Annotated in this window: 24 protein-coding genes; 16 read left to right on the top strand and 8 right to left on the bottom strand. The window is 61.4% G+C overall.

Annotation, left to right across the window (positions count from 1 at the left end):
- Nucleotides 1-9: 9 nt before the first annotated feature.
- Together ACWFUC_RS09165 and ACWFUC_RS09160 are read right to left on the bottom strand one after the other, a co-directional pair.
- Entirely contained in the window at nucleotides 10-1,059 is a 1,050-nt protein-coding gene (locus ACWFUC_RS09165) for a porin (protein WP_121037543.1), read from the bottom strand.
- A gap of 126 nt (nucleotides 1,060-1,185) precedes the next feature.
- Nucleotides 1,186-2,394, bottom strand: coding sequence for an aspartate transaminase (locus tag ACWFUC_RS09160; protein ID WP_121037546.1), 1,209 nt, complete (start codon nucleotides 2,392-2,394; stop codon nucleotides 1,186-1,188).
- A 411-nt stretch (nucleotides 2,395-2,805) separates the two neighbouring features.
- Between ACWFUC_RS09160 and nac the strand changes: the two genes are divergently transcribed.
- From nac to ACWFUC_RS09085, 15 genes are all read left to right on the top strand, one after another.
- Nucleotides 2,806-3,732 (top strand): nitrogen assimilation transcriptional regulator NAC, encoded by a 927-nt coding sequence (gene nac, locus ACWFUC_RS09155; protein WP_121037549.1) that lies wholly within the window; start codon nucleotides 2,806-2,808, stop codon nucleotides 3,730-3,732.
- A 147-nt stretch (nucleotides 3,733-3,879) separates the two neighbouring features.
- Nucleotides 3,880-4,326, top strand: coding sequence for an acetyl-CoA carboxylase biotin carboxyl carrier protein (accB, locus tag ACWFUC_RS09150; RefSeq protein WP_209579804.1), 447 nt, complete (start codon nucleotides 3,880-3,882; stop codon nucleotides 4,324-4,326).
- A 41-nt stretch (nucleotides 4,327-4,367) separates the two neighbouring features.
- Complete coding sequence (accC, locus tag ACWFUC_RS09145) at nucleotides 4,368-5,720, top strand: acetyl-CoA carboxylase biotin carboxylase subunit (protein ID WP_489624691.1); 1,353 nt, start codon at nucleotides 4,368-4,370, stop codon at nucleotides 5,718-5,720.
- A gap of 62 nt (nucleotides 5,721-5,782) precedes the next feature.
- Nucleotides 5,783-6,427 (top strand): 5-oxoprolinase subunit PxpB, encoded by a 645-nt coding sequence (pxpB, locus tag ACWFUC_RS09140; RefSeq protein WP_489625527.1) that lies wholly within the window; start codon nucleotides 5,783-5,785, stop codon nucleotides 6,425-6,427.
- On the top strand, nucleotides 6,424-7,425 hold the full coding sequence (locus ACWFUC_RS09135) for a 5-oxoprolinase subunit C family protein (RefSeq protein ID WP_489624690.1): 1,002 nt from the start codon (nucleotides 6,424-6,426) through the stop codon (nucleotides 7,423-7,425). Before pxpB ends, ACWFUC_RS09135 begins: the two co-directional genes overlap by 4 nt.
- 7 nt (nucleotides 7,426-7,432) lie before the next feature.
- Nucleotides 7,433-7,828: a biotin/lipoyl-containing protein gene (locus ACWFUC_RS09130; protein WP_134040109.1), complete on the top strand. Its 396-nt coding sequence runs from the start codon at nucleotides 7,433-7,435 to the stop codon at nucleotides 7,826-7,828.
- A 38-nt stretch (nucleotides 7,829-7,866) separates the two neighbouring features.
- Nucleotides 7,867-8,631, top strand: coding sequence for a LamB/YcsF family protein (locus tag ACWFUC_RS09125; RefSeq protein ID WP_489624689.1), 765 nt, complete (start codon nucleotides 7,867-7,869; stop codon nucleotides 8,629-8,631).
- Between the two features lie 133 nt (nucleotides 8,632-8,764).
- Nucleotides 8,765-9,508 carry an SDR family oxidoreductase gene (locus tag ACWFUC_RS09120; RefSeq protein WP_489624688.1) on the top strand — a complete coding sequence of 248 codons (744 nt, stop codon included), beginning with the start codon at nucleotides 8,765-8,767 and terminating at the stop codon, nucleotides 9,506-9,508.
- 41 nt (nucleotides 9,509-9,549) lie between these two features.
- Nucleotides 9,550-10,215: an RraA family protein gene (locus ACWFUC_RS09115; RefSeq protein ID WP_489624687.1), complete on the top strand. Its 666-nt coding sequence runs from the start codon at nucleotides 9,550-9,552 to the stop codon at nucleotides 10,213-10,215.
- Between the two features lie 88 nt (nucleotides 10,216-10,303).
- Nucleotides 10,304-11,311 (top strand): 2-hydroxyacid dehydrogenase, encoded by a 1,008-nt coding sequence (locus ACWFUC_RS09110; RefSeq protein ID WP_209567979.1) that lies wholly within the window; start codon nucleotides 10,304-10,306, stop codon nucleotides 11,309-11,311.
- A gap of 280 nt (nucleotides 11,312-11,591) precedes the next feature.
- Entirely contained in the window at nucleotides 11,592-12,293 is a 702-nt protein-coding gene (locus tag ACWFUC_RS09105; RefSeq protein ID WP_489625526.1) for an amino acid ABC transporter permease, read from the top strand.
- 3 nt (nucleotides 12,294-12,296) lie between these two features.
- Nucleotides 12,297-13,064 carry an amino acid ABC transporter permease gene (locus ACWFUC_RS09100; protein ID WP_489624686.1) on the top strand — a complete coding sequence of 256 codons (768 nt, stop codon included), beginning with the start codon at nucleotides 12,297-12,299 and terminating at the stop codon, nucleotides 13,062-13,064.
- Entirely contained in the window at nucleotides 13,061-13,789 is a 729-nt protein-coding gene (locus ACWFUC_RS09095; protein ID WP_489624685.1) for an amino acid ABC transporter ATP-binding protein, read from the top strand. Before ACWFUC_RS09100 ends, ACWFUC_RS09095 begins: the two co-directional genes overlap by 4 nt.
- Nucleotides 13,790-13,932: 143 nt before the next feature.
- Nucleotides 13,933-14,778: an ABC transporter substrate-binding protein gene (locus tag ACWFUC_RS09090; RefSeq protein ID WP_489624684.1), complete on the top strand. Its 846-nt coding sequence runs from the start codon at nucleotides 13,933-13,935 to the stop codon at nucleotides 14,776-14,778.
- A 166-nt stretch (nucleotides 14,779-14,944) separates the two neighbouring features.
- Nucleotides 14,945-15,808, top strand: a complete 864-nt coding sequence (locus ACWFUC_RS09085; protein WP_121037589.1) for a DMT family transporter — start codon at nucleotides 14,945-14,947, stop codon at nucleotides 15,806-15,808.
- A 260-nt stretch (nucleotides 15,809-16,068) separates the two neighbouring features.
- On the opposite strand, the gene plsY is transcribed toward ACWFUC_RS09085, so the two are convergent.
- The 4 genes from plsY to ACWFUC_RS09065 all read right to left on the bottom strand — a co-directional run bounded on the left by plsY (nucleotide 16,069) and on the right by ACWFUC_RS09065 (nucleotide 18,794).
- A complete protein-coding gene (gene plsY / locus ACWFUC_RS09080; RefSeq protein ID WP_121037592.1) occupies nucleotides 16,069-16,686 on the bottom strand; it encodes a glycerol-3-phosphate 1-O-acyltransferase PlsY in 618 nt (205 codons plus the stop codon).
- Between the two features lie 94 nt (nucleotides 16,687-16,780).
- The gene (locus ACWFUC_RS09075; protein WP_039790088.1) at nucleotides 16,781-17,281 is read right to left on the bottom strand and encodes an aminoacyl-tRNA deacylase; all 501 of its coding nucleotides are present in this window, start codon (nucleotides 17,279-17,281) and stop codon (nucleotides 16,781-16,783) included.
- A 76-nt stretch (nucleotides 17,282-17,357) separates the two neighbouring features.
- Nucleotides 17,358-18,281 (bottom strand): site-specific tyrosine recombinase XerD, encoded by a 924-nt coding sequence (xerD, locus tag ACWFUC_RS09070; RefSeq protein WP_121037594.1) that lies wholly within the window; start codon nucleotides 18,279-18,281, stop codon nucleotides 17,358-17,360.
- 9 nt (nucleotides 18,282-18,290) lie between these two features.
- Nucleotides 18,291-18,794, bottom strand: a complete 504-nt coding sequence (locus ACWFUC_RS09065; protein WP_204727170.1) for a methylated-DNA--[protein]-cysteine S-methyltransferase — start codon at nucleotides 18,792-18,794, stop codon at nucleotides 18,291-18,293.
- An 88-nt stretch (nucleotides 18,795-18,882) separates the two neighbouring features.
- Here ACWFUC_RS09065 and ACWFUC_RS09060 point away from each other — a divergent pair, with 88 nt between their 5' ends.
- On the top strand, nucleotides 18,883-19,533 hold the full coding sequence (locus ACWFUC_RS09060; RefSeq protein ID WP_134221427.1) for a VOC family protein: 651 nt from the start codon (nucleotides 18,883-18,885) through the stop codon (nucleotides 19,531-19,533).
- Nucleotides 19,534-20,042: 509 nt separating this feature from the next.
- On the opposite strand, the gene ACWFUC_RS09055 is transcribed toward ACWFUC_RS09060, so the two are convergent.
- Together ACWFUC_RS09055 and ACWFUC_RS09050 are read right to left on the bottom strand one after the other, a co-directional pair.
- Nucleotides 20,043-21,323 (bottom strand): TRAP transporter large permease, encoded by a 1,281-nt coding sequence (locus ACWFUC_RS09055; protein WP_489624683.1) that lies wholly within the window; start codon nucleotides 21,321-21,323, stop codon nucleotides 20,043-20,045.
- Complete coding sequence (locus ACWFUC_RS09050) at nucleotides 21,320-21,880, bottom strand: TRAP transporter small permease (RefSeq protein WP_121037603.1); 561 nt, start codon at nucleotides 21,878-21,880, stop codon at nucleotides 21,320-21,322. The genes ACWFUC_RS09055 and ACWFUC_RS09050 overlap by 4 nt, the downstream gene beginning before the upstream one ends.
- Nucleotides 21,881-22,001 lie beyond the last annotated feature (121 nt).

Raw genomic sequence — 22,001 nt, 5'->3', positions numbered from 1 at the left:
GGTACTGCATCAGAACTGGTGGCGAATGCCGGTGGTCACGCCCAGACGATTGCCGAACAGCGTGCCGGAGGTGGAGCCCAAGGTCTTCCATGCGTCGGTGAGCTTGGTGTAGTCCACCGTGAGATAGACATCGGTGCGCTTGCTGAAGGCATAGAGTACGGTCGGTGCGATGGTCAGGCGGTTGCCGCTGGTGCCGGCGTGCTTGAGGCGGTCGAAGTAGACCGCGTTCCACAAGCTCCACGGTCCGCTGATGTTCCATTTGAAACCGGCAGAGTAGGAACTGTTGCGATAGTCGGCGATATCGAGCTTGTTGTTGATGTAGCCTGCGTACCACTTCACCGGACCTGCGGTGTAGGTAGCGCCCAGTGACCAGGCCGTCTGCTTGCTGTTGGCGCTGATGGCCGAGCTGAAATAGGTAGTCGAATTATTCAACACCTGCCACGCACCGCCGATGTGCAGCGGACCGTCATCATAGGCCAGGCCGATGGCCCTGGATTCACCATTGTGGATGTCACCCGCCACTTCGCCGGCACTGTAGCCCAATGAGGCCGTCACACCCTTATAGGTGCCGGCATAGCGCAAGCTGTTGTCCAGTCGCGCGCCCATGGTGTAGTTGCCGCCCTGGAAGCCGATGGTCTGGGTCACGTTGGAGAGAGCATAGACGTCATAGCTCACGACCATGTCATGGATCAGTGCATACTGACGCCCCACGGTCAGCTTGCCGAAGCCGCCTTGCAGCCCGACCAGAGACTCCCGGCCAAACAGCCGGGTGCCGGAAGCCGGTTGCTGTTGCAGCGCGCCGGTGTCGGTCCCGAATCCGGTCTCCAGCGAGAACAGCGCCGACAAGCCGCCGCCGAGATCCTCCGTCCCCTTGAAACCGATACGGCTGCCGGACAGCGGACCGCCGGCCAGTTGCACCTTGCTCCCGCCCGCGGCGTTCTCATTGGTGCTGTAGCGAACCGACGAATCGACGATACCGTAGATCGTGACACTGCTCTGCGCCTGGGCGCCACAGCTGATGATCCCCAGCGCTGCGGCCGACATGGCTATTTTTTTCATTGACGACTCCCTTTAGTGGTTGAATTGAATTGCACCCTCTACCTCAGACTCTTCGGGAGCCGGCGTGGCGCCGCCTCCCGGCAATGGCCGCCAGGATGTCAGTCATAACGGCCGTTGTTCTTGGGATCAGCGCAGTGCCGCGACCGCGCCGGCCATACGGCGGCAACCTTCTTCAATGGTTTCCACCGAAGTGGCGATGGACATGCGCATATAAGGCGAGAGGCCGTAGGCCGTCCCGGCCACCAGGGCGACGCCAGTGCTTTCGAGGAAATACATCACCACATCGATGTCGCTCTCGATCACCTTGCCTTCCGGCGTCTGGCGGCCCAGCAGGCCACTGCAGTTGATGAACAGGTAGAAGGCCCCCTCGGGCTTGCGGCAGCTCAGGCCATCAATGGCGTTGATCAGTTCAAGCCCGCGATCACGGCGGCGGCGGTAGGTATCGGCAAACTCGGCCACGAAACCCTGGTCGCCGGTCAGTGCGGCAAGAGCCGCCGCCTGGCTGACGGAACTGGGATTGCTGGTCGACTGCGATTGCAGGATATCCAGTGCGCCAATCAGATCGCTCGGACCGGCCGCATAGCCGATACGCCAACCGGTCATGGCATAGGTCTTAGAGACGCCATTGATGAGCAGGGTACGCTCGCGCAGATCGGGCGCTGCATTGAGCAGATGCGGCGTAGGCTGTCCATCGAATCGGATATGTTCGTAGATGTCGTCAGTCATCACCAGCACCTGCGGATGACGGCGCAGCACCTCGGCCAGTGCCTGCAGTTCTTCCAGGGTATAGGCTGCTCCGGTCGGGTTGCTGGGGGAATTGATGATGAGCCACTTGGTGCGTGCCGTGATGGCCGCATCGAGGACAGCAGGCGTCAGCTTGAAGCCGTCTTCCTCCACGCAGGGCACGACGACCGGTGTGCCATCACAAGCCAATACCATATCGGGATAGGACACCCAGTAAGGTGCCGGCACCAGTACTTCATCTCCGCTCTGCACCGTGATGGCCAAGGCATTGAAGATGGCGTGTTTGGCCCCGCAGGTAGCGATGATCTCTCGCGGCGCATAGGCCAGCTGGTTTTCGCGCGCCAGTTTTTCTGAAATGGCTTGGCGCAATGCAGGCGTACCCGCGGTTGGCGTATAGCGCGTCTGGCCGGACTCGATGGCCTCGGCGGCAGCGCGGCGGATGTGCGCGGGCGTATCGAAATCGGGCTCACCCACGACCAGGTTGACGATGTCCTTGCCCTGGCGGCGCAATTCGGCCGCACGCTCGGCAGCGGCACTGCTGGGGGACTGTTTGATACGACGGACGCGGTCAGCGATACGGGGGGAAGTCACACGGCTCTCCAAAAAACGATCAAGAGCGCTAACGGTAAGCGGCTGCCCATTTTTCCGATAAGACGACTTTCGTCTGGCAAAATAACCTCGCCTTATGGCTGCCCCGCAAACTGCTTTCAGCTTGGCTCTCGACGTTTCATGGAGCCATCCCGGACTCTGCTCGCAACCCCTGCAAACTCGGGCTTTCCGCCTGGCCAGTGGCATTTTTTAAGCGACTCGGCCAGTAAATAATTTCCATGCGACAGTGTGTTGATACCGCAACGCGAGCATCCATATAAAATTCTTCTGCCGTGATAGCGTTATCATTGGAGCCCTACCGATATCAACAAGCAGAAGACAAACTGCGCGCCGTATGAGGAGACAGTGGCGTGATTCTTGCATCACGGCTCGCAGCATGGGAGGAAAAGAATCGTGAATCTGCGTCGCCTTAAATATTTCGTCAAAATTGTCGACATCGGCAGCCTCACTCAGGCAGCCGAAATCCTGCACATCGCGCAACCCGCCTTGAGCCAGCAACTGGCCACGCTGGAAGGCGAGTGCCGGCAGCAGCTACTGGTACGGACCAAGCGTGGCGTGACGCCTACGGAAGCGGGCACGACCCTGTATCGCCATGCACAGATCATCCTGCGCCAGGTGGAGCAGGCCCAGAATGACGTCAAGAAATCGGGACAGGCGCTGTCGGGCCAGGTCTCGGTCGGTCTCTCGCCAGGGACGGCCGCCTCGGCATTGTCTCTGCCGCTGCTGCAGACGGTACGGGCGCGCCATCCTGGCGTACTGCTCTACATCAACGAGAACTTTGGCACGACGTTGAGTGAACTGATCATGAACGGGCGCATGGACATGGCCGTCCTGTATGGCGAGAAGTCCTTTCCCGGCCTGTCGTACAAGCCCTTGCTCAAGGAAGATCTTTATCTGGTCGCCCCCGCCTGTCTGCACTTCCCCGAACGCGAGATCAGCTTGCGCGAGCTGCGCGATGTGGAATTGCTGCTGCCACGGCCGTACAACTATGTGCGCAAGTACGTCAACGAGGCCTTCATGGGCGCACAGATGGTACCGCGCGTGGTGGCCGAAATCGAGTCGGCCGCCACCTTGTCATCGGCTATCGGTGCCGGGCTCGGCGCGACCATCCTGCCGGTGTCAGCCGCGCGCGTGATCGCGTCCTCCGGCAACGCCACGCTCTCGCGTATTGTCGATCCGGTGATACTGGCTCCGTTGTCCCTCTGCGAGTCAGATCACCTTCCCCTGTCCGAACCCGCAAACGCGGTGCGCGAGATCCTGCTGGAGCTGGTGGATGACCTTGCCCGTGACAGCGGGCAGCCTCTCGTTCAGGAGCCGTGAACCAGCCTGGATGGGCGGCGGCAGTACCGCGCACCAATCCATAAGGTCGCCTTATCCCTTCAAAGCCAATCCGTCTTATCCCATTGCGAGCGGTCCGCGTATATTGAATTCCTGAATATCGATAGCGCCGCACAGGCAAGGAAAGCGATGGATCTCCCCAAGATAAAAGCACTGATCGACCTGCTCAACAGCTCCGGGCTGAGTGCACTTGAATTGGCCGAGGGCGAACACAGCGTGCGCCTGGAACGTCACGCAAATGCAACTGCGCATACGGTGGTGCCGGTGCCGACCGCTGCTCCCCGCTCTGCGCCTCCCCTGTTTTCTCCCGCCCCTGCTCCTGCTGAAGCAGCGTCCAGCACAGGGCGTGTGATCGCCGCCCCCATGCAAGGCATCTTCCATCTCACACCTGCTCCGGGCGAATCTCCGTTCGTGCAGATCGGCGACGAAGTGCAGTTGGAACAGGTGGTATGCGTGATCGAAGCCATGAAGATGTTCAACACGGTCGAGTCCGACCAGTCCGGCCGCATTGCAGAGGTACTGGTGAGTTCGGGCAGCGAGGTCAAGGTCGGCCAGGCCCTGTTCCGCCTCGCCTGACCCCGGCCAGGATCGCCCTCGCTCATTCACCCCACACATTCATGCTCAAGAAAGTTCTCATCGCCAATCGTGGCGAAATCGCCCTGCGCATCCAGCGCGCCTGCCGCGAGCTGGGCATCGCTACCGTAGCGGTCTACTCCGAGGCCGACGCCGGTGCCCGTCACGTGCGCCTGGCCGATCAGGCACTGTGCATCGGACGTGCCCACCCCACCCACAGCTATCTCAACAAGCACGCCATCGTCCAGGCCGCACGCCTGTGCGGTGCCGATGCCGTCCATCCCGGTTACGGTTTCTTGTCCGAGAACGCCGAATTCGCGCAGTTGCTGGAGGATGCCGGGATTGTCTTCATCGGTCCGCTGGCAAAGTCCATCCGCGTCATGGGCGACAAGATCGCGGCCAAGCAGGCGATGCTCGCCGCGGGTGTGCCGTGCGTACCGGGCTCCGATGGCGCATTGCCCGCCGATATCGAGGCACTGAAGCAAATGGCCCGCGATATCGGTTATCCGGTCATCGTGAAGGCAGCGGGTGGAGGCGGTGGCAAGGGCATGCGCGTGGTCCAGCAGGAGAGCGAGCTGGCCGAGGCCGTTGCGTTGACGCGTGAAGAAGCGCGCCGCGCCTTCGGCAATCCGGAGCTGTACATGGAGAAATTCCTGCAGCATCCCCGCCACGTGGAAATCCAGGTCCTGTGCGACAACCACGGCAATGCCTTCTGGCTGGGCGCGCGTGATTGCTCGATGCAGCGCCGTCACCAGAAAGTCATGGAAGAAGCGCCAGCGCCCGGTATCGCCTCCGCATTGCTGGAGCAGGTGGGTCAGCGCTGCGTCGAAGCCTGCCGGCAGATCGACTACCGCGGTGCCGGCACATTTGAATTCCTCTTCGAAGATGGACGCTTCTACTTCATCGAAATGAACACGCGCTTGCAGGTCGAACACCCGGTCACCGAAATGACCAGCGGCATCGATATCGTGCAGGCCCAACTACGGGTGGCCAGCGGCGAGGTATTGCCCCTGCGGCAGCAGGATATCCAGTGCCATGGCCATGCCATCGAGTGCCGCATCAACGCAGAGGATCCCTATACCTTCGCGCCCTCGCCCGGCACCATCAGCACGTGGGAACTGCCCGGCGGCCACGGTGTACGAGTCGATTCCCATGCAGGCGTCGGTTATACGGTACCGCCCTACTATGACTCCATGATCGCCAAGCTGATCGTGCATGCGCCCACCCGCGAGGAGGCGCTGGCCCGCATGCGCGGTGCGCTGGCAGAGATGCGGGTGAGCGGTGTGAGCACCAACCTGGCGCTGCATGGCGACCTGATGACTGAACCCGGCTTTGCTGCAGGGGGCGTCAACATCCATCACCTTGAACACTGGCTCAAGCAACGGAGCGCACCGTGAAACCATCGACCAAGCTCAGAGAAATCCCGCCGCCAACGCAACCGGGCAGCGATGCCCATGCCCTGAAGATCAGCCTGCTGGGCGCCAAGGCCGTCCTGTTCGAGGCGCCGGGCGCGATGGACCTGCCGCAGCAGCGCCGTATCTGGGACCTGGCCCAGCGCCTCGCAGACTGGCCCGAGGTCGCCGAAGTCGTCCCCGGCATGGCCAACCTGATGCTGGTACTGCGCCAGCCGCCGTCCGACATCGCCAGCGTGGAAGGCGCATTGCGCCGGGCATGGGAAGAATCGGTCGAATTGCACATCGAGGGCCGGCACCTGGCGCTCGATGTGATCTATGGCGGGGAGGGTGGCCCGCACCTGGCCGACGCCGTGGCCCATACCGGGCTGTCCGTGGATGACATCGTGCAGATGCATGCGGCACCGCTGTACACCGTCTATGCCTTGGGCAGCCATCCTGGCTACTGTTACCTGGGCGGCATGGACCCTCGTATTGCTACCCCCCGGCGCAAGGTGCCGGTGGTACGCCTGCCTGGCGGCTCGGTCTCCATCGGCGGCGAACAGACCGGCGTGTCGGCCTCGGATGGCCCCAGTGGCTGGAACACCATCGGCCACACGCAGATGCGTTTCTTCGATCCGCACCGGGAACCGCCAGCCATCCTGGCACCGGGCGATACGATCCGCTTCAACATTGCAAAGGTAATCAAATGATCGAGATCCTGGCCACCGGTGCACTGAGCACCGTGCAAGACCTCGGACGGTTCGGCGTATTGCGCTATGGCGTCGGCACCTCGGGAGCCATGGACGACCTGGCACTGGCCATCGGCAATATCCTGCTGGGCAATGACAGCAATGCTGCCGGGATCGAGGTCCCGATTCTGCCGTTTCGCGTTCGCTTCACCACCGATGCCGATTTTGCGCTGACCGGTGCCGACTGCGAAGCCACGCTGGATGGCCAGCCCGTTCCACCCTGGTGGTGCCGGCAGGCTCGCCAGGGGCAGGTATTGGCGCTGGGCGTACCGCGCAGCGGTGCGCGCGCTTACCTGAGCGTGGCCGGGGGAATCGATGTCGAGCCGGTACTGGGGTCGCGCAGCACGCAGATGCGCGGCAACTTCGGTGGTTTCGAAGGCCGCCCGCTGAAGAAGGGAGATGCCCTCAAGACAGCCTTCCGCCAAGGTGAGTTGACGCCGGTATCGGGCATTTCTTCCAGCGGCTTCGGCGTGCGTCCACCGCAACTGGGATTGCCGCTGACACTGTCAGGAAGCCAGGAGCAGATCCCCGTGCGCGTACTTCCGGCGGGCGAATATGAGGGCTATACGGCGCAATCGCTGGAGGCGTTCTGGCAGCAGCCTTGGCAGGTCACCCCGCAAAGCGATCGTTATGGCTACCGTCTCGAAGGACCGGGACTGCAGGCGGCGCGTCCCATGGAAATGCGCTCGCACGGGATCGTGCCCGGCGTGATCCAGGTACCCCACAGCGGGCAGCCCATCATTCAGTTGCGCGATGCCCAGCCTTCAGGCGGCTATCCCAAGGTGGGCACCGTCATCGAAGCCGACCTGTGGCGTCTGGGGCAGACGCGCATTGGCCAGTCACTGCGTTTCATTCGGGTGGACCATGCGCAGGCCAGCGCCGCGCTGGAAGAAAAGGCGCTCTATCTCGCGCAATTGCAACAAGCGGTGCAGATGCAACGCAAGATCTGGAACAGCTGAGGTGGCCATGGACATTGAACAATTACAGGCGCTGGTCACACTGACGGAGCAGGGCCGGCTGGCGGTACTGGAACTGCGCCGCCCGGGAGAGCGCGTACGCCTGGAGGGACCGGCTCACCTGGATAGCCGGGTTGAGGCAGCGCTGCCGACAGTCTCGCAGGGCGACAAGACAACCCAGGTCATGGCACCTGGTTTCGGTCATCTCGTCACGCAACATCCGCTGCGCTCCGCTCCTTTCGTGACCAACGGCAGTGTGGTGAAACCGGGTGACATCCTCGCACTGATCCAGGCCGATGAACTGTACCTGCCGGTCACCAGCCAGGACGCTGGCTCGGTACGCAGCCTCACGGCAGCGCAAGGCCTGGTCGGCTACGGTACGCCGCTTTTTGAAATTGACGCCTGAGCGACAATCGCGTTGCATTCGGGAAACCAAGGATACACATGAAGATCGATCTCAATGCCGACATCGGCGAAGGCTACGGCCACTACCGCATGGGTGATGACGAGGCACTCATGGACATCATCACCTCGGCCAATATTGCTTGTGGCTTCCACGCTGGCGACCCGGTGATCATGGACCGCACCTTGCGCCAGGCTGCCGCTCGCGGCATCGATATCGGTGCCCACGTCGGGTTTCCAGACATGCTTGGCTTCGGCCGGCGAGTGATCCAGGCCGATCCGCAGGAACTGGCCAAATACGTGCTCTACCAGCTGGGCGCACTCTCCGGCCTGGCCCGGGCAGCCGGTTGCCGGGTAGGACACATGAGCTTCCACGGTGCACTGGGCAATATGGCGGCCGCCGATGATGCGCTGGCCGAACCGCTGCTCAGCGCGATCGCGCAATTCGACCCCGAGATCATCATCAGCGTCTCGACCAATACGGCCATCGAACGCGCAGCCGTACGCCACGGCCTGCCGTGCGCCACGGCCTTCCTGGCCGACCGTGCCTACGACGACCAGGGGGCCCTGGTTTCGCGCAAGCTGCCCGGTGCCGTCATCGAGGACAAGCAAGCCGTACTGCAGCGTGTGGTGGAGCTCCTGCGTACCGGCAGCATCGCCTCCATTACCGGGACGCCGCTGCCCATGCCGGTAAAGCAAATCCTGGTGCACGGCGATACGCCGGGTGCCGTGGCCCTGGCGCGCGCCATCCGCGGTGCCATCGAAGAGGCCGGGGGCAGCGTCACGCCGGTGAGCCAGCTACTGTAACGTATTGGCCTGGCTGGACATAAGCAGTGCTTATCCCCTCAAAGCCAATCCGTCTTAGTCCGAACCGCGCCTGCGCGCTATATTCAACTCAGCGGGCTGCCCAAGTGGCGGCCCTCATACTGGAGATCTTCACATGCCTTTTTCTGATTACAAGACCGCACTGGTCACGGGTGCCTCCACCGGCATGGGCGCAGCCATCGTCGAACGTTTCTGCAAGGAAGGACTGGAGGTGCACGCACTGGCCCGCAGCGAAGGGGCGCTCAAGGAACTTGCGGCACGTACCGGTTGCATCCCGCATGTGGCCGACGTCCGTGACCTGCCCGCATTGACTCACCTGGCACAGCAATACCAGTTCGACGTCCTGGTCAACAATGCCGGCATTTCAACACCGGGTTCGATCCTCAATGCCAGCGAGAGTGACGTCGACGCGCAGGTCGAAATCAACCTGCAAGCGGTCCTGCACCTGGTCCGCCTGATCATGCCCGGCATGGTCGAACGTGATCGGGGCCACATCGTCAACATCAGCTCGATTGCCGCCATCTACAACTTCAACGGCAACTCCATCTATCACGCCACCAAGGCCGGCATCCACGCCCTCTCACGCCAGCTGCGGGTCGATGCCACCGGCAAGCGGGTGCGCGTCACCGAGATCTGCCCCGGCCGCGTGGCCACCGATATCTTCGGACATGTGCATGGCGATATCGAGGCCGCACGCAAACAATTCATCGACGGCTTCGAGCTTCCGCAGGCCTCGGACATTGCGGATGCCATCGCCTTTGCCGTCTCGGCCCCCATCGCCGTCAACATCAGCAACATCGAAATCCTCCCGACGCTGCAGGTACCGGGCGGCCTGACCACCATCAAGCCGCAGGACTGAGTCCGGCGGCCTTCATTTCCACCAGAGAGAGAATCCATATCATGGAACATATCGGCGCACGCAAGAATCCGTCTTCGCCGCAGGCCCCTGCGGCCATCATCGAGCAGCTCAAGAGCATCCCGTCGGCACTCATCAGCGACAACATGCGCCGCCTGGCGGGCACCTCCAACCTGCGTCCCATGTATCAGGGCGAGCAACTGGTCGGTACCGCCGTGACGGTACGCGTGCGCCCCGGGGATAATCTCGCCATCCATCGCGCTTTCGACTACTGCCGCCCGGGTGACGTGATGGTCATCGACGGTGGCGGTGATACGACCCAGGCGCTGATGGGCGAAATCATGACCACCTACGCCCGCACCATCGGCATTGCGGGACTCGTGATCGACGGTGCCATTCGCGACGTGGCAGGGATTCGTGAGATGGGCTATCCGGTATTTGCCCGTGGAGCGACGCATAAAGGTCCGTACAAATGCGGCCCCGGCGAAATCAATGTCCCGGTCAGCATCGACGGCCTGGTCATCAATCCGGGCGATATCATCGTGGCCGACGAAGACGGTATCGTCGCATTCGCCCAGACCGAAGCCTCGTACCTGATCGAAAAGGCGCTGCAACAGATCCAGCGCGAACAAGACACCATGACCGCCATCCGCGAAGGCCGCTACGACCGTTCCTGGATTGACGCGCTCGAAGCCAACAGCGCCGGCTGACGTCATTTCTGCACGTGTAACACCACCTGCGCCAAATGGCGTTTGCGCGCAGGTGTCAATAAATAAAACGATATCGGAGACACACCAGATGAAAGCAGCCATCGCCGTTACCCGGGCGACCTTCCCGGACATCCTGGAGCGCCTGCAGACACGCTTCGACGTACTCGACAATCAACAGGACGTATTGTGGAGCCAGCCTGAGCTCATCGCACGCCTTCAAGGCAAGGTCTGCGCGGTGACCCATGGCAGCGACCGCATCGATGCCACATTGCTGGATGCCTGTCCGCAATTGCGCGCAGTGTGCAACGTCGGCGTGGGCTACAACAACATTGATGTAGAGGCCTGCAACCAGCGCGGCGTACTGGTCACCAATACCCCGGACGTGCTCACCGAGACCACGGCGGATTTCGGCTTCGCCTTGCTGATGGCCACCGCGCGCAGAATCGCCGAATCCGATCGCTACGTGCGCGCGCGGCAATGGAACAAGACGGGGATCTACGACATGCTGCTGGGAGCCGACGTCCACGGCAGTACCCTGGGCATCTTCGGCATGGGCCGCATCGGCCAGGCCATTGCACGGCGCGGCGCGCATGGTTTCGGCATGCGTGTGATTTATCACAACCGCAGTCGCCTGGATCCCTTGGTCGAACAATCCTGCAATGCGGCCTATGTGGATCGCCAGACGTTGCTGTCGCAAGCAGATCACCTGATCGTAGTGGTCCCCTACTCTGCTTCGTCCCATCATGCGATCGGTGCTGCGGAACTGGCGCTGATGAAGCCCACCGCCACCCTGGTCAATATCGCACGCGGCGGCGTCATCGATGATGCCGCCCTGGCCCAGGCGCTGCGCGCCGGCACGATCGCCGCAGCCGGACTGGATGTCTTCGAGGGTGAGCCCAATGTGCGGCCGGACCTGCTGGACATTCCCAATGTGGTCCTGACCCCGCACATCGGCAGTGCCTCCATCCAGACGCGACGCGCCATGGCACTGCTGGCAGTACGCAACCTGGAAGCCGTCTGTGCCGCACCGGTACCGGCGGTACCGACCCCGGTCAATCCGGAACTGCTCTCCAGTCCCTCTCGTTTGCGTCGCTGACGCGTTTGCTGATGCCGGTTGCCGCCATGCGCGTGATTCTTGCAATACGCCATGGCCGCGTACTTGCACGCGCCAGATCGTGACCGGCCGCGAGCTCGGACAGCCCCAAAATGGGGCTTGCTGCACCACCAGAGACGAAGGATGCACCACCATTTCAGAAACTTATCGGATCAGATGAAAAGCGTCTTTTCTTATCGTTTTTGAACCGCGTATTCTCTCTGCAAACGAGTTGTCATTGCCAACACGCATACCGTGGGCGCATCAGTAAAGGAGAAACGCCATTAACCTCAACCTCAATTTTGCAGCCGTCCTGCAAGGGCAATATGCCGACTTGCTGGTCAAGGGCCTGCTGCTTACCCTGGAGCTGACGGTTGCGTCCTGGCTCGTGGCGATGCTGCTGGGGACCTTGCTGGCCACCATGCGCATGAGCGGTCACCGGCTTGCCATGGGCATCGTATCGTGCTTCGTGGCCTACCACCGCAATGTACCGATGCTGGTGCAGATCATGATGTGGTATTTCGCGCTGCCCTCCTTGCTGCCTGACGACGCCCAGATGTGGATCAACCAGTTCAACGGTGAATTCCTCTACTCCGTCATTGCCATCGGCTTGTGCATGGCCGCCTATGTATCGGAAGACATCCGCAGCGGCCTGCGGGCGATTCCGGCGGGCCAGTTCGAAGCCTCGCGGGCACTGGGTCTGAGCTATCTGCGCACCATGCGTTTCGTGATCCTGCCGCAGGCACTGCGCATTGCGGTGCCGCCCCTGATCAACCATACCGTGCTGCTGTTCAAGAACACCAGTCTGGCCATGGCCATTGGTGTGGCCGAGCTGACCTACGCCACGCGCCAACTGGAGAACTACACGTTCCGCACCTTTGAAGCCTATCTCATCGCCAGTGTCGGCTACCTGGCCCTGTCCCTGGCACTGATGGCAGCAGGCGAGGCAATCTCGCGTCACTACAAGATTCCAGGAAGCCGCTAAATCATGTTCGATATCCTGCACAACTACTGGGAACTGCTGCTGCTCGGGCAATATCCGCACGGTGCACTGGGCGGACTGGCCATCACCCTGATCCTTTCATTGCTGGGTCTGGGCCTTGCCTTTCCGGTCAGTATCCTGCTGGCCCTGGCCCGCATCAGTCCGATGGCCGCATTCCGTGTTCCGGCAACCATGCTGGTCTACACCATCCGCGGCATTCCACTGATCATGGTGATCTTCTGGGTGTATTTCTTCCTGCCCTTGCTGATCGGCCGGACCATCACCGGTTTCACCACCATGCTGTGTACCCTGGTGATCTACCAGAGCGCCTACCTCTGCGAGGTCATCCGCGCCGGTATCGAAGCGCTGCCCAAAGGACAGCTCGAAGCTTCGCGTGCACTGGGGCTGGGGTATTTCCGCACGCTGCGCTTCGTGATCCTGCCGCAGGCCTTGTACAACATGATGCCCAGCATGATCAGCCAGTTCGTCTCGACCATCAAGGAAACCTCGTTGGGTTACGTGATCAACGTGCCCGAGGTGACCTTCGCAGCCAATCAGGTCAACAACCAGTTGCTGACCAAACCGCTGGCGGTCTTTTCACTACTGGCCCTGATCTATTTCGTCCTGTGTTTCTCCTTTACGGAGCTGGCGGATTACATCGAGCGCCGCATTACCAACAAGCGCGCCGGCAGGGCACGCAAGAACAAGCCGGATGTTGGCAGCAAGCTGTCCATGACCGCGCTTCCCGCGGCAGCAAGCAAGGAGAATTCATGATTATCTTCACTGACGTCAACAAGTGGTACGGCAATTACCATGCCCTGGTCAACGTCAATGCCCAGGTCAAGCGTGGCGAGGTCGTGGTTGTCTGCGGCCCCTCGGGCTCCGGCAAGTCTACCCTGATCCGGACGGTCAACCGTCTCGAGGACATCCAGCAAGGACAGATTGCCTTCGATGGCCAGGACGTCAATGCCGCCGGACTTGACCTGAACAAGTTCCGTACCCGCGTGGGTTTCGTGTTCCAGCAATTCAACCTGTTTCCGCATCTGTCGGTGATGGACAACATCATCCTTTCGCCAACCCGGGTCAACGGTCTCAAGCGCCAGGCAGCGCGCGAAAAGGCAATGAGCTTGCTGGAGCGCGTGGGCCTGTCATCCAAGGCCGACTCCTTCCCGGGCCAGCTCTCCGGCGGCCAGCAGCAGCGTGTGGCCATCGCCCGGGCATTGGCCATGGACCCGCCGGCCATGCTCTTCGATGAACCCACCTCGGCGCTGGACCCCGAAATGGTGGGCGAAGTGCTCAACGTCATGAAGAGTCTGGCGCGCGATGGCATGACCATGATGTGCGTCACGCATGAAATGGGATTTGCCCGGGAAGTGGCCGACCAGGTCTGGTTCATGGATGCAGGGACCATCCTCGAACGAGCTACGCCCGAGAAGTTCTTCACCAGCCCGGAACATCCGCGCGCGCAGCGTTTCCTTTCCGACCTGCGCTCGCACTGAGTCGCGCGGTACGCCACCGGCAACAAGTTGCAGTCCACGGAATTCGTCCTGATCAAGCGGATTCGACCCAAGGTCTCCTGCCGGCAGGCAGGGGCAATCATTCATCAAGACCTGTTCCAAGAAAAACTGAGGAGCCTTACATCATGAAATTGAATCGCATCGCTGGTGCCTTCCTGTTCTGTAGCGCGATCGGCATCATCCCGAAGGCCAACGCGGACCAGTTGCAAGAGGTCCAGGCACGCAAGGAGTTGATCTGTGGCGTCTATGCGGATGTCGTTCCGTTCTCGTATCCCGATCCCAAGACGCGCGCGCTGGTGGGGATGGATGTGGACCTGTGCAACGCGCTGGCCAAGGAAATGGGCCTCAAGCCCACGCTCAAGCCCTTGTCGGTCGAGGCGCGCATTTCGGAAGTGAAGATGGGACGCGTCGATCTGGTCATCGCCAACCTGGCCTACACCAAGACCCGCGGCGAACAGATCGAGTTCAGCAATGCCTACTACATCACCAAGGAGGTATTGCTGGTCAAGAAGGCCGACGCCGGCAAGACTCTGGCTGATTTCGAAGGCAAGCGCATCAGTGCAGCCAAGGGATCGACCTCGGAACAGTCGATCTACATGTCGGTCAAGAATGGCCAGGCCGTGACCTTCCAGGATTCCGGATCGGCCTATCTGGCCCTGCAGCAGAACAAGGTGAACGGCTTCGTCACCAACATGATGACGGCCATCCAGTATGCCCAGGAGACCAAGGGCAGTCCTAACGAACTAGCGATCCTGCGCGAACCGATGGCGCTGGAACCGATCGGAGCCGGCATGCGCAAGGGCGAGCCTGCCTTTGCGGCGGCGGTCAACAAGGGCCTGATGGCATTGGAGAGTTCGGGTGAATTCAAGAAGATCTGGGACAAGTGGCTCGGTCCGGATACCCGCTATGGCATCACCCGTACTGAAAAAATCGCACCGCTGAGCGAATTGAAGTTCCAGCCCATGCCCTGATTGTTGTCTTTGCATCCCCTGGAAGTTGCTTGAGGCAGTGTCACCTGAGTGTGGTGACTTTTCGGGGATTGGCGGCACTTGCCAATCCCCTTTTTCTTTCCGGTCTTCGCAGGTTGCCGTTGTCACGGTGGTCTATAGCCCCCCGTCTCGCTTTATTTCCCATCTCATGTCTCCCAAGGATCTTTTTGCTGTCCTCATCGCCATCGCGGTGTGGGCGGGCAACATCATCGCCGTCAAAGCCGGTGTCGCTGAACTGCCGCCCTTGTTGATGACGGCCATGCGGCTGGCCATGGTCGGTATCGTGTTGCTGCCCTTCGCGCCGCCGTGGCGCATCGCGCGGACACAATGGAAGTGGATCGTGATGCTGTCGGCCACGTTCTCGACCTTGCATTTTTCTCTGATGTTCATCGGGCTGGGCATGGCGGAGGCGGGCACCGGTGCCATCCTGCTGCAGATGGGAACGCCACTGGCGATCGTTCTGGGCGTGCTGCTGTTCGACGAAACGATGGCACGTCGTCATTGGGTCGGTCTGGCCGTCTCGCTGATGGGCGTGGCCATCCTTACCTTCAGCCCCTCGATGCCCGGAGCACTCGCCTCATTTCTGCTGCTGGGCAGTGCACTCGCCTGGGCGGCCTCGAACATCATCGTCAAGCACGCCCGTATCCCCGATCTGATGGCGATGATGTGCTGGTCTTCCTTGCTGGGCGTACCGCAGGTGCTGCTGGCATCGTGGATGTTTGAACACGGGCAGGCTCATGCCGTCATGGAGGCCAGTTGGCATGCATGGCTGGCCACGGCCTATTGTGCGTTGGGTTCATCCGTACTCGGCTACTGGATCTGGTACCGCCAGCTGGAACGCTATCCGGTGAGCAAGCTGGCGCCCTTTTCGCTGCTGACGCCTGTATTGTCCACACTTCTTGGGGTATGGCTGCTCAAAGACAGCGCCAATCTCATCAAGATCATTGGTATCTCTACGGCAGTATTGGGTGTGGGCGTATTAAACAGCACGCGGGTTGAAGGGAAACAATAGGGTCGGCCGTGCTTGGCAAACATTGATTCTTGACATGCACGCAGAATTGCTTCTCTCCGTCTGCCCCACCGTCCCTTGCCGTCCGGAGGCTGCCACACGGTAGTACCACTCTCAGTATCCCGGTTCGTTCAACTCCGCAAAACTTATCCCTTATCCGGTCAACGGCCTGGTGCCGATCAATCGTGAGGACGAGAACGCACCATCAACAAAAAGGGCCGCAATGCAAATTGCGGCCCTTCTTTTCATTCCAATCGGCAGGCTTACTTGGCCGCCTTCTTCTTGTCGCCAATGCGGCTTTCCTTGCCCGCCAGCAGATTGCCGATGTTCTTGCGATGGCGATAGATCAGCAGTGCCGCCATGGCGACCACAGCCAGCAGGATGCCATCGGTAGTGCCGAACAGCAGGCCGTAATAGAACGGTGCAAACAGCGCTGCCACCAGCGCTGCCAGCGAGGAATAACGGAAAGCGAAGGCCACCACCAGCCAGGTCGCCAGCGTGGCCAGACCGAGCCACGGGTTCAGCGCCAGCAGGATACCCAGTGCAGTAGCCACGCCCTTGCCGCCGACGAAGCGGAAGAACACCGGCCACAGGTGCCCGAGGAAGACCGCCAGCGTCACCAGCGCGATGCCGGTATCGTCCACGCCATAGTGCGGACCGAATTTCTGCGCCAGCCACACCGCCAGCCAGCCCTTGAAGCCATCGCCCAGCAAGGTGAGCGCGGCGGCCTTCTTGTTGCCGCTGCGCAGGACATTGGTCGCGCCCGGATTCTTTGATCCATAGGTGCGCGGATCGGACAGGCCGAACAGCTTGGACACCAGCACCGCAAAGGACAGTGAACCGATCAGGTAGGCCGCGATGGCAAAGAGGATGTTGTACATGAGGTGGGGCTTTCTGCTTTTGCTTTCTGTTGTCTCTGTTATCGGGGAGCGGCGTCAGCACGCGTCAAGTGTCGTCAAGTGTGAGCGTGACGGTTCACGCCGCATCGGCCAGCGCACACTGTACCGCCTTGGCCGGCAACACCTTCAGGATCACCGCCGGATCGATGCCGATCAGGAAACCGCGCCGTCCGCCGTTGATGTAAATCTTGTCCAGTTCGAGGATGGTCGACTCCACATAGACCGGCATGGTCTTGCGCGTGCCGAAGGGCGAAGTACCGCCGATCAGGAAGCCCGAGTGGCGGTTGGCCACCTCCGGCTTGCACGGCTCGACCGACTTGCAGCCGATCTGGCGCGCCAGATTCTTGGTGGAGACCTTGCAGTCGCCATGCATGAGTACCAGCAGCGGCTTGGCGGCTTCGTCCTGCATCACCAGGGTCTTGATGACCGCATGCTCATCCACGCCCAATTCGCGCGAGGACACCGAGGTGCCGCCGTGCTCCTCGTAGGCGTAGGGATGCTCGGTAAACGCCACGCCTTGCTTGCGCAGGAATTGCGTGGCGGGAGTTTCGGAGATGTGTTCTTTCTTGGCGCTCATCGGTCTCTTCCTGACGGTACACTGACCGGCCGCACAGGCCGGCCGGGCCGTCATGGGCGCACATTATGCCGCAAGATCAGCCGCGGGGGTGATGTGCGGCATGCAGTTGCTTGAGGCGTTCGCGTGCGACGTGGGTGTAAATCTGCGTCGTGGAAATATCGGCATGGCCCAGCAGCAGCTGCACCACGCGCAGGTCGGCCCCATGGTTGAGCAGGTGCGTGGCAAAGGCATGCCGCAGCGTGTGCGGCGACAGGCGCACCGTAATACCGGCCTGCAGCGCGTATTTCTTGATGAGGGTCCAGAACATCTGGCGCGTCATCGGCCCGCCCCGTGCGGTCACGAAGAGCGCATCATCGATCTGTCCCTGCAGGATCTGGCTGCGCGCCTCGGCGAGGTAGCGCGCCATCCACGCACCGGCTTCCTCGCCGAAGGGCACCAGGCGCGTCTTGCTGCCCTTGCCGGTCACGCGCAGCACGCCTTCGTTCATGCCGACCTCGATGCTCTTCAAGGTCACCAGTTCCGAGACCCGCAAGCCGCTGGCATACATCAGCTCGATCATGGCGCGATCACGCAGGCCCAGCGGCGTGGACACATCGGGCGCGGCCAGCAGCGCTTCCACCTGCCCCTCCGACATGGTCTTGGGCAGGCGCTGCGGCTGGCGCGCCGAGCGCAGCTTCAGGCAGGGATCGGCGGTGACGTGATGTTGGCGCAGGGCCAGCTGGAAGAAACGTTTCAATACCGCCAGGCGGCGATTGGAGGAACTGGGCTTGGTCTCATCGTGGCGCGCCGCGAAATAGGCGTTGAGATCTTCGGCCTGCGTATCGTAAAGGGCCTTGGCGCGCTCCTGATACAGCCAGTGCGCGTACAGAGTCATGTCGCGCCGATAGGCTTCCAGCGTGTTTTTGGACAGGCCATCTTCCAGCCACAGGCTGTCACAGAATTCGTCGATGGCCTCGCGGCTCACGGACGGGGCTTCGATCTTTGGTGTGGTGCGTCCCATGCGACTTCTTCAGTATCCCGCCACGCCTTCATGGCGCAGCAGCCAGCGCTTGACCTCCAGGTGGAAGCCATCCTCATCGTCATGATGCGAGAAGCCGCCCAGGCCGCCCGCCGCCGTCACCCGATGACAGGGAATCACCAGCGGATACCAGTTGGCCCCGCAAGCCTGTCCGACCGCGCGCGGCGCGGACTGGATGCGCTTGGCGACCTGGCCATAGGTCAGCACCTGACCACAGGGAATCTCGGCAATGGCATGCCAGACGCGCTGCTGGAAGGCGCTGCCCACGCTCAGCAGCGGCAGTTCGAAACGAAAAGCGGGGTCAGCCAGGTAACGCGTGATCTGCTGCACTGCCTGCGCGGCCACGGCATCGGTAGCGTCCTTCTCGGCGTAATGCGGCGGCAGGTAAACCATCTCGACCACGGCCCCGGCCTGGGTGCGCACCCCCATGCCGCCGAAGGGCGTATGCACTACGGCGGAGAACAGGGCGGTCAGTGGAGAATCTGCTGGGGTCATCGGGAGCCGTGGCGTGGACCTGGGGCAGCTATTGTAAGCAATTCACGCGCGGGCTTGATACCATCAGGCAAAACTTGATGGAGACCGCATGAGCACCGCCCCCTTGCACACCGAACCCGACCACCTGGTCATCACCGCCCCCACGCTCAAATCCGGCATGGCCTGGGTGGAACAGTGCCTGGGCGTTTCCATGGCACCGCGCATCGGCGGCCAGCACGTGCGGCTGGGAACGCACAATGCACTGCTGTCGCTGGGCGAAGGCTTCTACCTCGAAGTCATCACCATCGACCCCAACGCCGATGCGCCCGAGCGGCCTCGCTGGTTCGGCATGGATCATCTGGGCAAGGACGCTGCGCCCCGCCTGGCGCACTGGGTGGCCCGCACCAGCGATATCGCGGCGGCCGTGGCGGCCAGCCCCGTTTCACCGGGCGTGATCGAACCCATGAGCCGCGGTGCGCTGGACTGGCTCATCACCATCGCCGCCGATGGAACATTGGCCTGCGAGGGCGTGATGCCGTCGCTGATCCAGTGGCTCAGCCAGCCGCACCCGGCCAGCGCCCTGCCCGACCGCGGATGCCGTTTGCAGCAACTGGTTCTGGAACATCCCGCCGCGCAGGATCTGCAGGCCGCATGCCGGGCCATCGGACTGGACGATGCGCGTATCGTGTTGCAGGAAGGAAAGCAGGCCAGCCTGCGTGCTGTGGTGTTGACGCCACACGGGGAGCGTGTGCTGGGCTGACGGCGGCGTGCGGGAGGTAAAACATATAAACCGTATAAACGATTTATACACATCATCAGCACCACGCGACACAAAGAAAAAAGGCGCATCCGCGGATGCGCCTTCAAAATACTCCAGATGCATTCCCGACCGTTTGAACGGTTTCAATCGAATGCACGTCTCCTCAGTTTCCCGGTATTGATACCGTTTGTTATGCACCACCCGCTTTGTATTCGGTGCTGCCTCGCCACGCCCGGACCGATGTGTCGGAGGGGTCGCCGCCAAGGCAAGTACATCAACAACTCACTAGAAAAACCTAAAACAAAACTCGATTGCCAGGGCGGCAAATACACGGCGCCGATTCAGCAAAGCACGCACTTTAGCAGCACTTTGTGCCGTCTCAAAGCACTTTTTCAGGGCAAAACCAACATACTTTTCAGCAACTTGACAGACATCTGACGAAATCGGCACCGGCCTGGTGCAAGCCCGGTGGCGGCGCCGATTTCATCGTCTCATGGCGTGGTTGCGGATCAGTTGTAGATCAGGTTCGGCAGCCACAGCGACAGGCCCGGCCAGTAGGTCACCAGCGCCAGGAAACCGAGCATGGTCAGCAGCCATGGCATGACCGCGATGGTCAGTTCGGTGATGCCCATCTTGGTAATGCCCGAGGCCACGTAAAGATTCAGGCCCACCGGCGGATGGCACATCCCCACTTCCATGTTGACCACGATGAGGATGCCGAAGTGCACCGGATCGATGCCCAGCTTCATCGCCACCGGGAACAGGATCGGTGCCAGGATCAGCACGATCGACGACGGCTCCATCACGTTACCGGCCAGCAGCAGCAGGATGTTGACCACCAGCAGGAAGGTGATCGGTCCCAGTCCCGAATCGGTGATCCATGCCGCCATCGTCTGCGGAATGTTTTCACTGGTCACCAGGAAGGAGAACAGCACCGCATTGGTGATGATGTAGAGCAGCATGGCCGACATCGACGCCGAATCCAGCAGCACCTTGGGCACCTGCTTCAGGCTCAGGTCCTTGTAGACGAAGACCGCGATGAAGAAGGCATACACCGCCGCCATGGCCGCAGCTTCCGTCGGCGTAAACACCCCAGAGTAGATACCCCCCATGACGATGACGATCAGGAACAGGCCCCAGCCGCTCTTGCGGAAGGCTGCAGCGCGCTCGGCCCAGGTCGCCTTCTTCAGACGCGGATAATTGTTCTTGCGCGCCAGGAACCAGGTGGTCAGGCCCAACAGGAAGGCCAGCAGCAAGCCCGGTACCACGCCCGCCATGAACAGTTTGCCCACCGAGGTATTGGTGGAGACCGAATACATCACCATCACGATGGAAGGCGGGATCAGGATCCCCAATGCGCCGGAAGTCGTGATCACCCCCGCGCCGAAGCGATTCGGGAAACCCTGCTTGACCATCGCCGGCAGGATGATGGAACCGATCGCCACCACGGTCGCCGGTGACGACCCTGACACCGCCGCGAACAGCGCGCAGGCCAGCACCCCGGCCAGCGCCAGGCCACCGTGCCAGTGACCGACCATGGAGGTGGCGAAGTTGATCATGCGCCGCGCCACACCGCCGTGAGTGAGGAAATTGCCAGCGAGGATGAAGAACGGGATGGCCATGATCTCGAACTTCTCGATGCCCGTGAACAGCTTCAGCGCCACCGACTGGATCGGCACGTCGGTCATCGTGAACAGGAAAGTCAGGACCGTCAGGCCGAGCGAGATCGAGATGGGCATCCCGGTCAGCATCAGCCCGAACAGCAAGACGAAAATGATCAGTGCATTCATGCTTTACCTCCGCTGGTTTCTTCGTCCAGACCTTCCACGTGGGCATGGTCATGCTTGGGCAATTCGCCGGTCCGATAAAAATTCCACGCGACCTGGAGGAAACGGAAGCACATCAGGTACGACCCCAGCGGCACGGCCAGGTAGACGATCCACATCGGCAATTCCAGCACTTCAGAAGTACTGTCGTGCTGCGCGATGTCGTAGACGAACTCGGCACCGAAGGTCCCGACGATGCCGGTAAAGAGCGCGCCGGCAAACAGACCGAAGAGCACGAACTTGTTGCGCCACGGGGTGTTCATGCGGTTGATGAGCACATCGACGCCGACGTGGATGCCGGTTCGCACGCCGTAAGCGGCGCCGAACTTGGCCATCCACACGAACATGAAGATGCACAGCTCCTGGGCCCAGCTCATGTTGATCTGGATGAGCTGGTCCTGCAGCCAGGGAATATCCAGGCCCGAGGCGTAGCGGTGTACCACCGCCACGAAAATGATGAAGGTGGCCGCGGCCATGAGGAACGCGATCAGCCACTCTTCCAGGTGGTCGAGTAACTTCATGAAGTCTCCTTGCGCCAGCAGGCCGATACCACAGTGGTATCAGCCCATGACATTGCTTGTTCGGATTGTTCTTGTCTGCAATGCGCCCGCTTCATTGCGAAGGCGGGCGCCCGTTGGAGCC

It is taken from the genome of Herbaspirillum sp. Her4, assembly GCF_057961335.1.
This window is presented reverse-complemented; position numbering and strand designations above follow the sequence as displayed.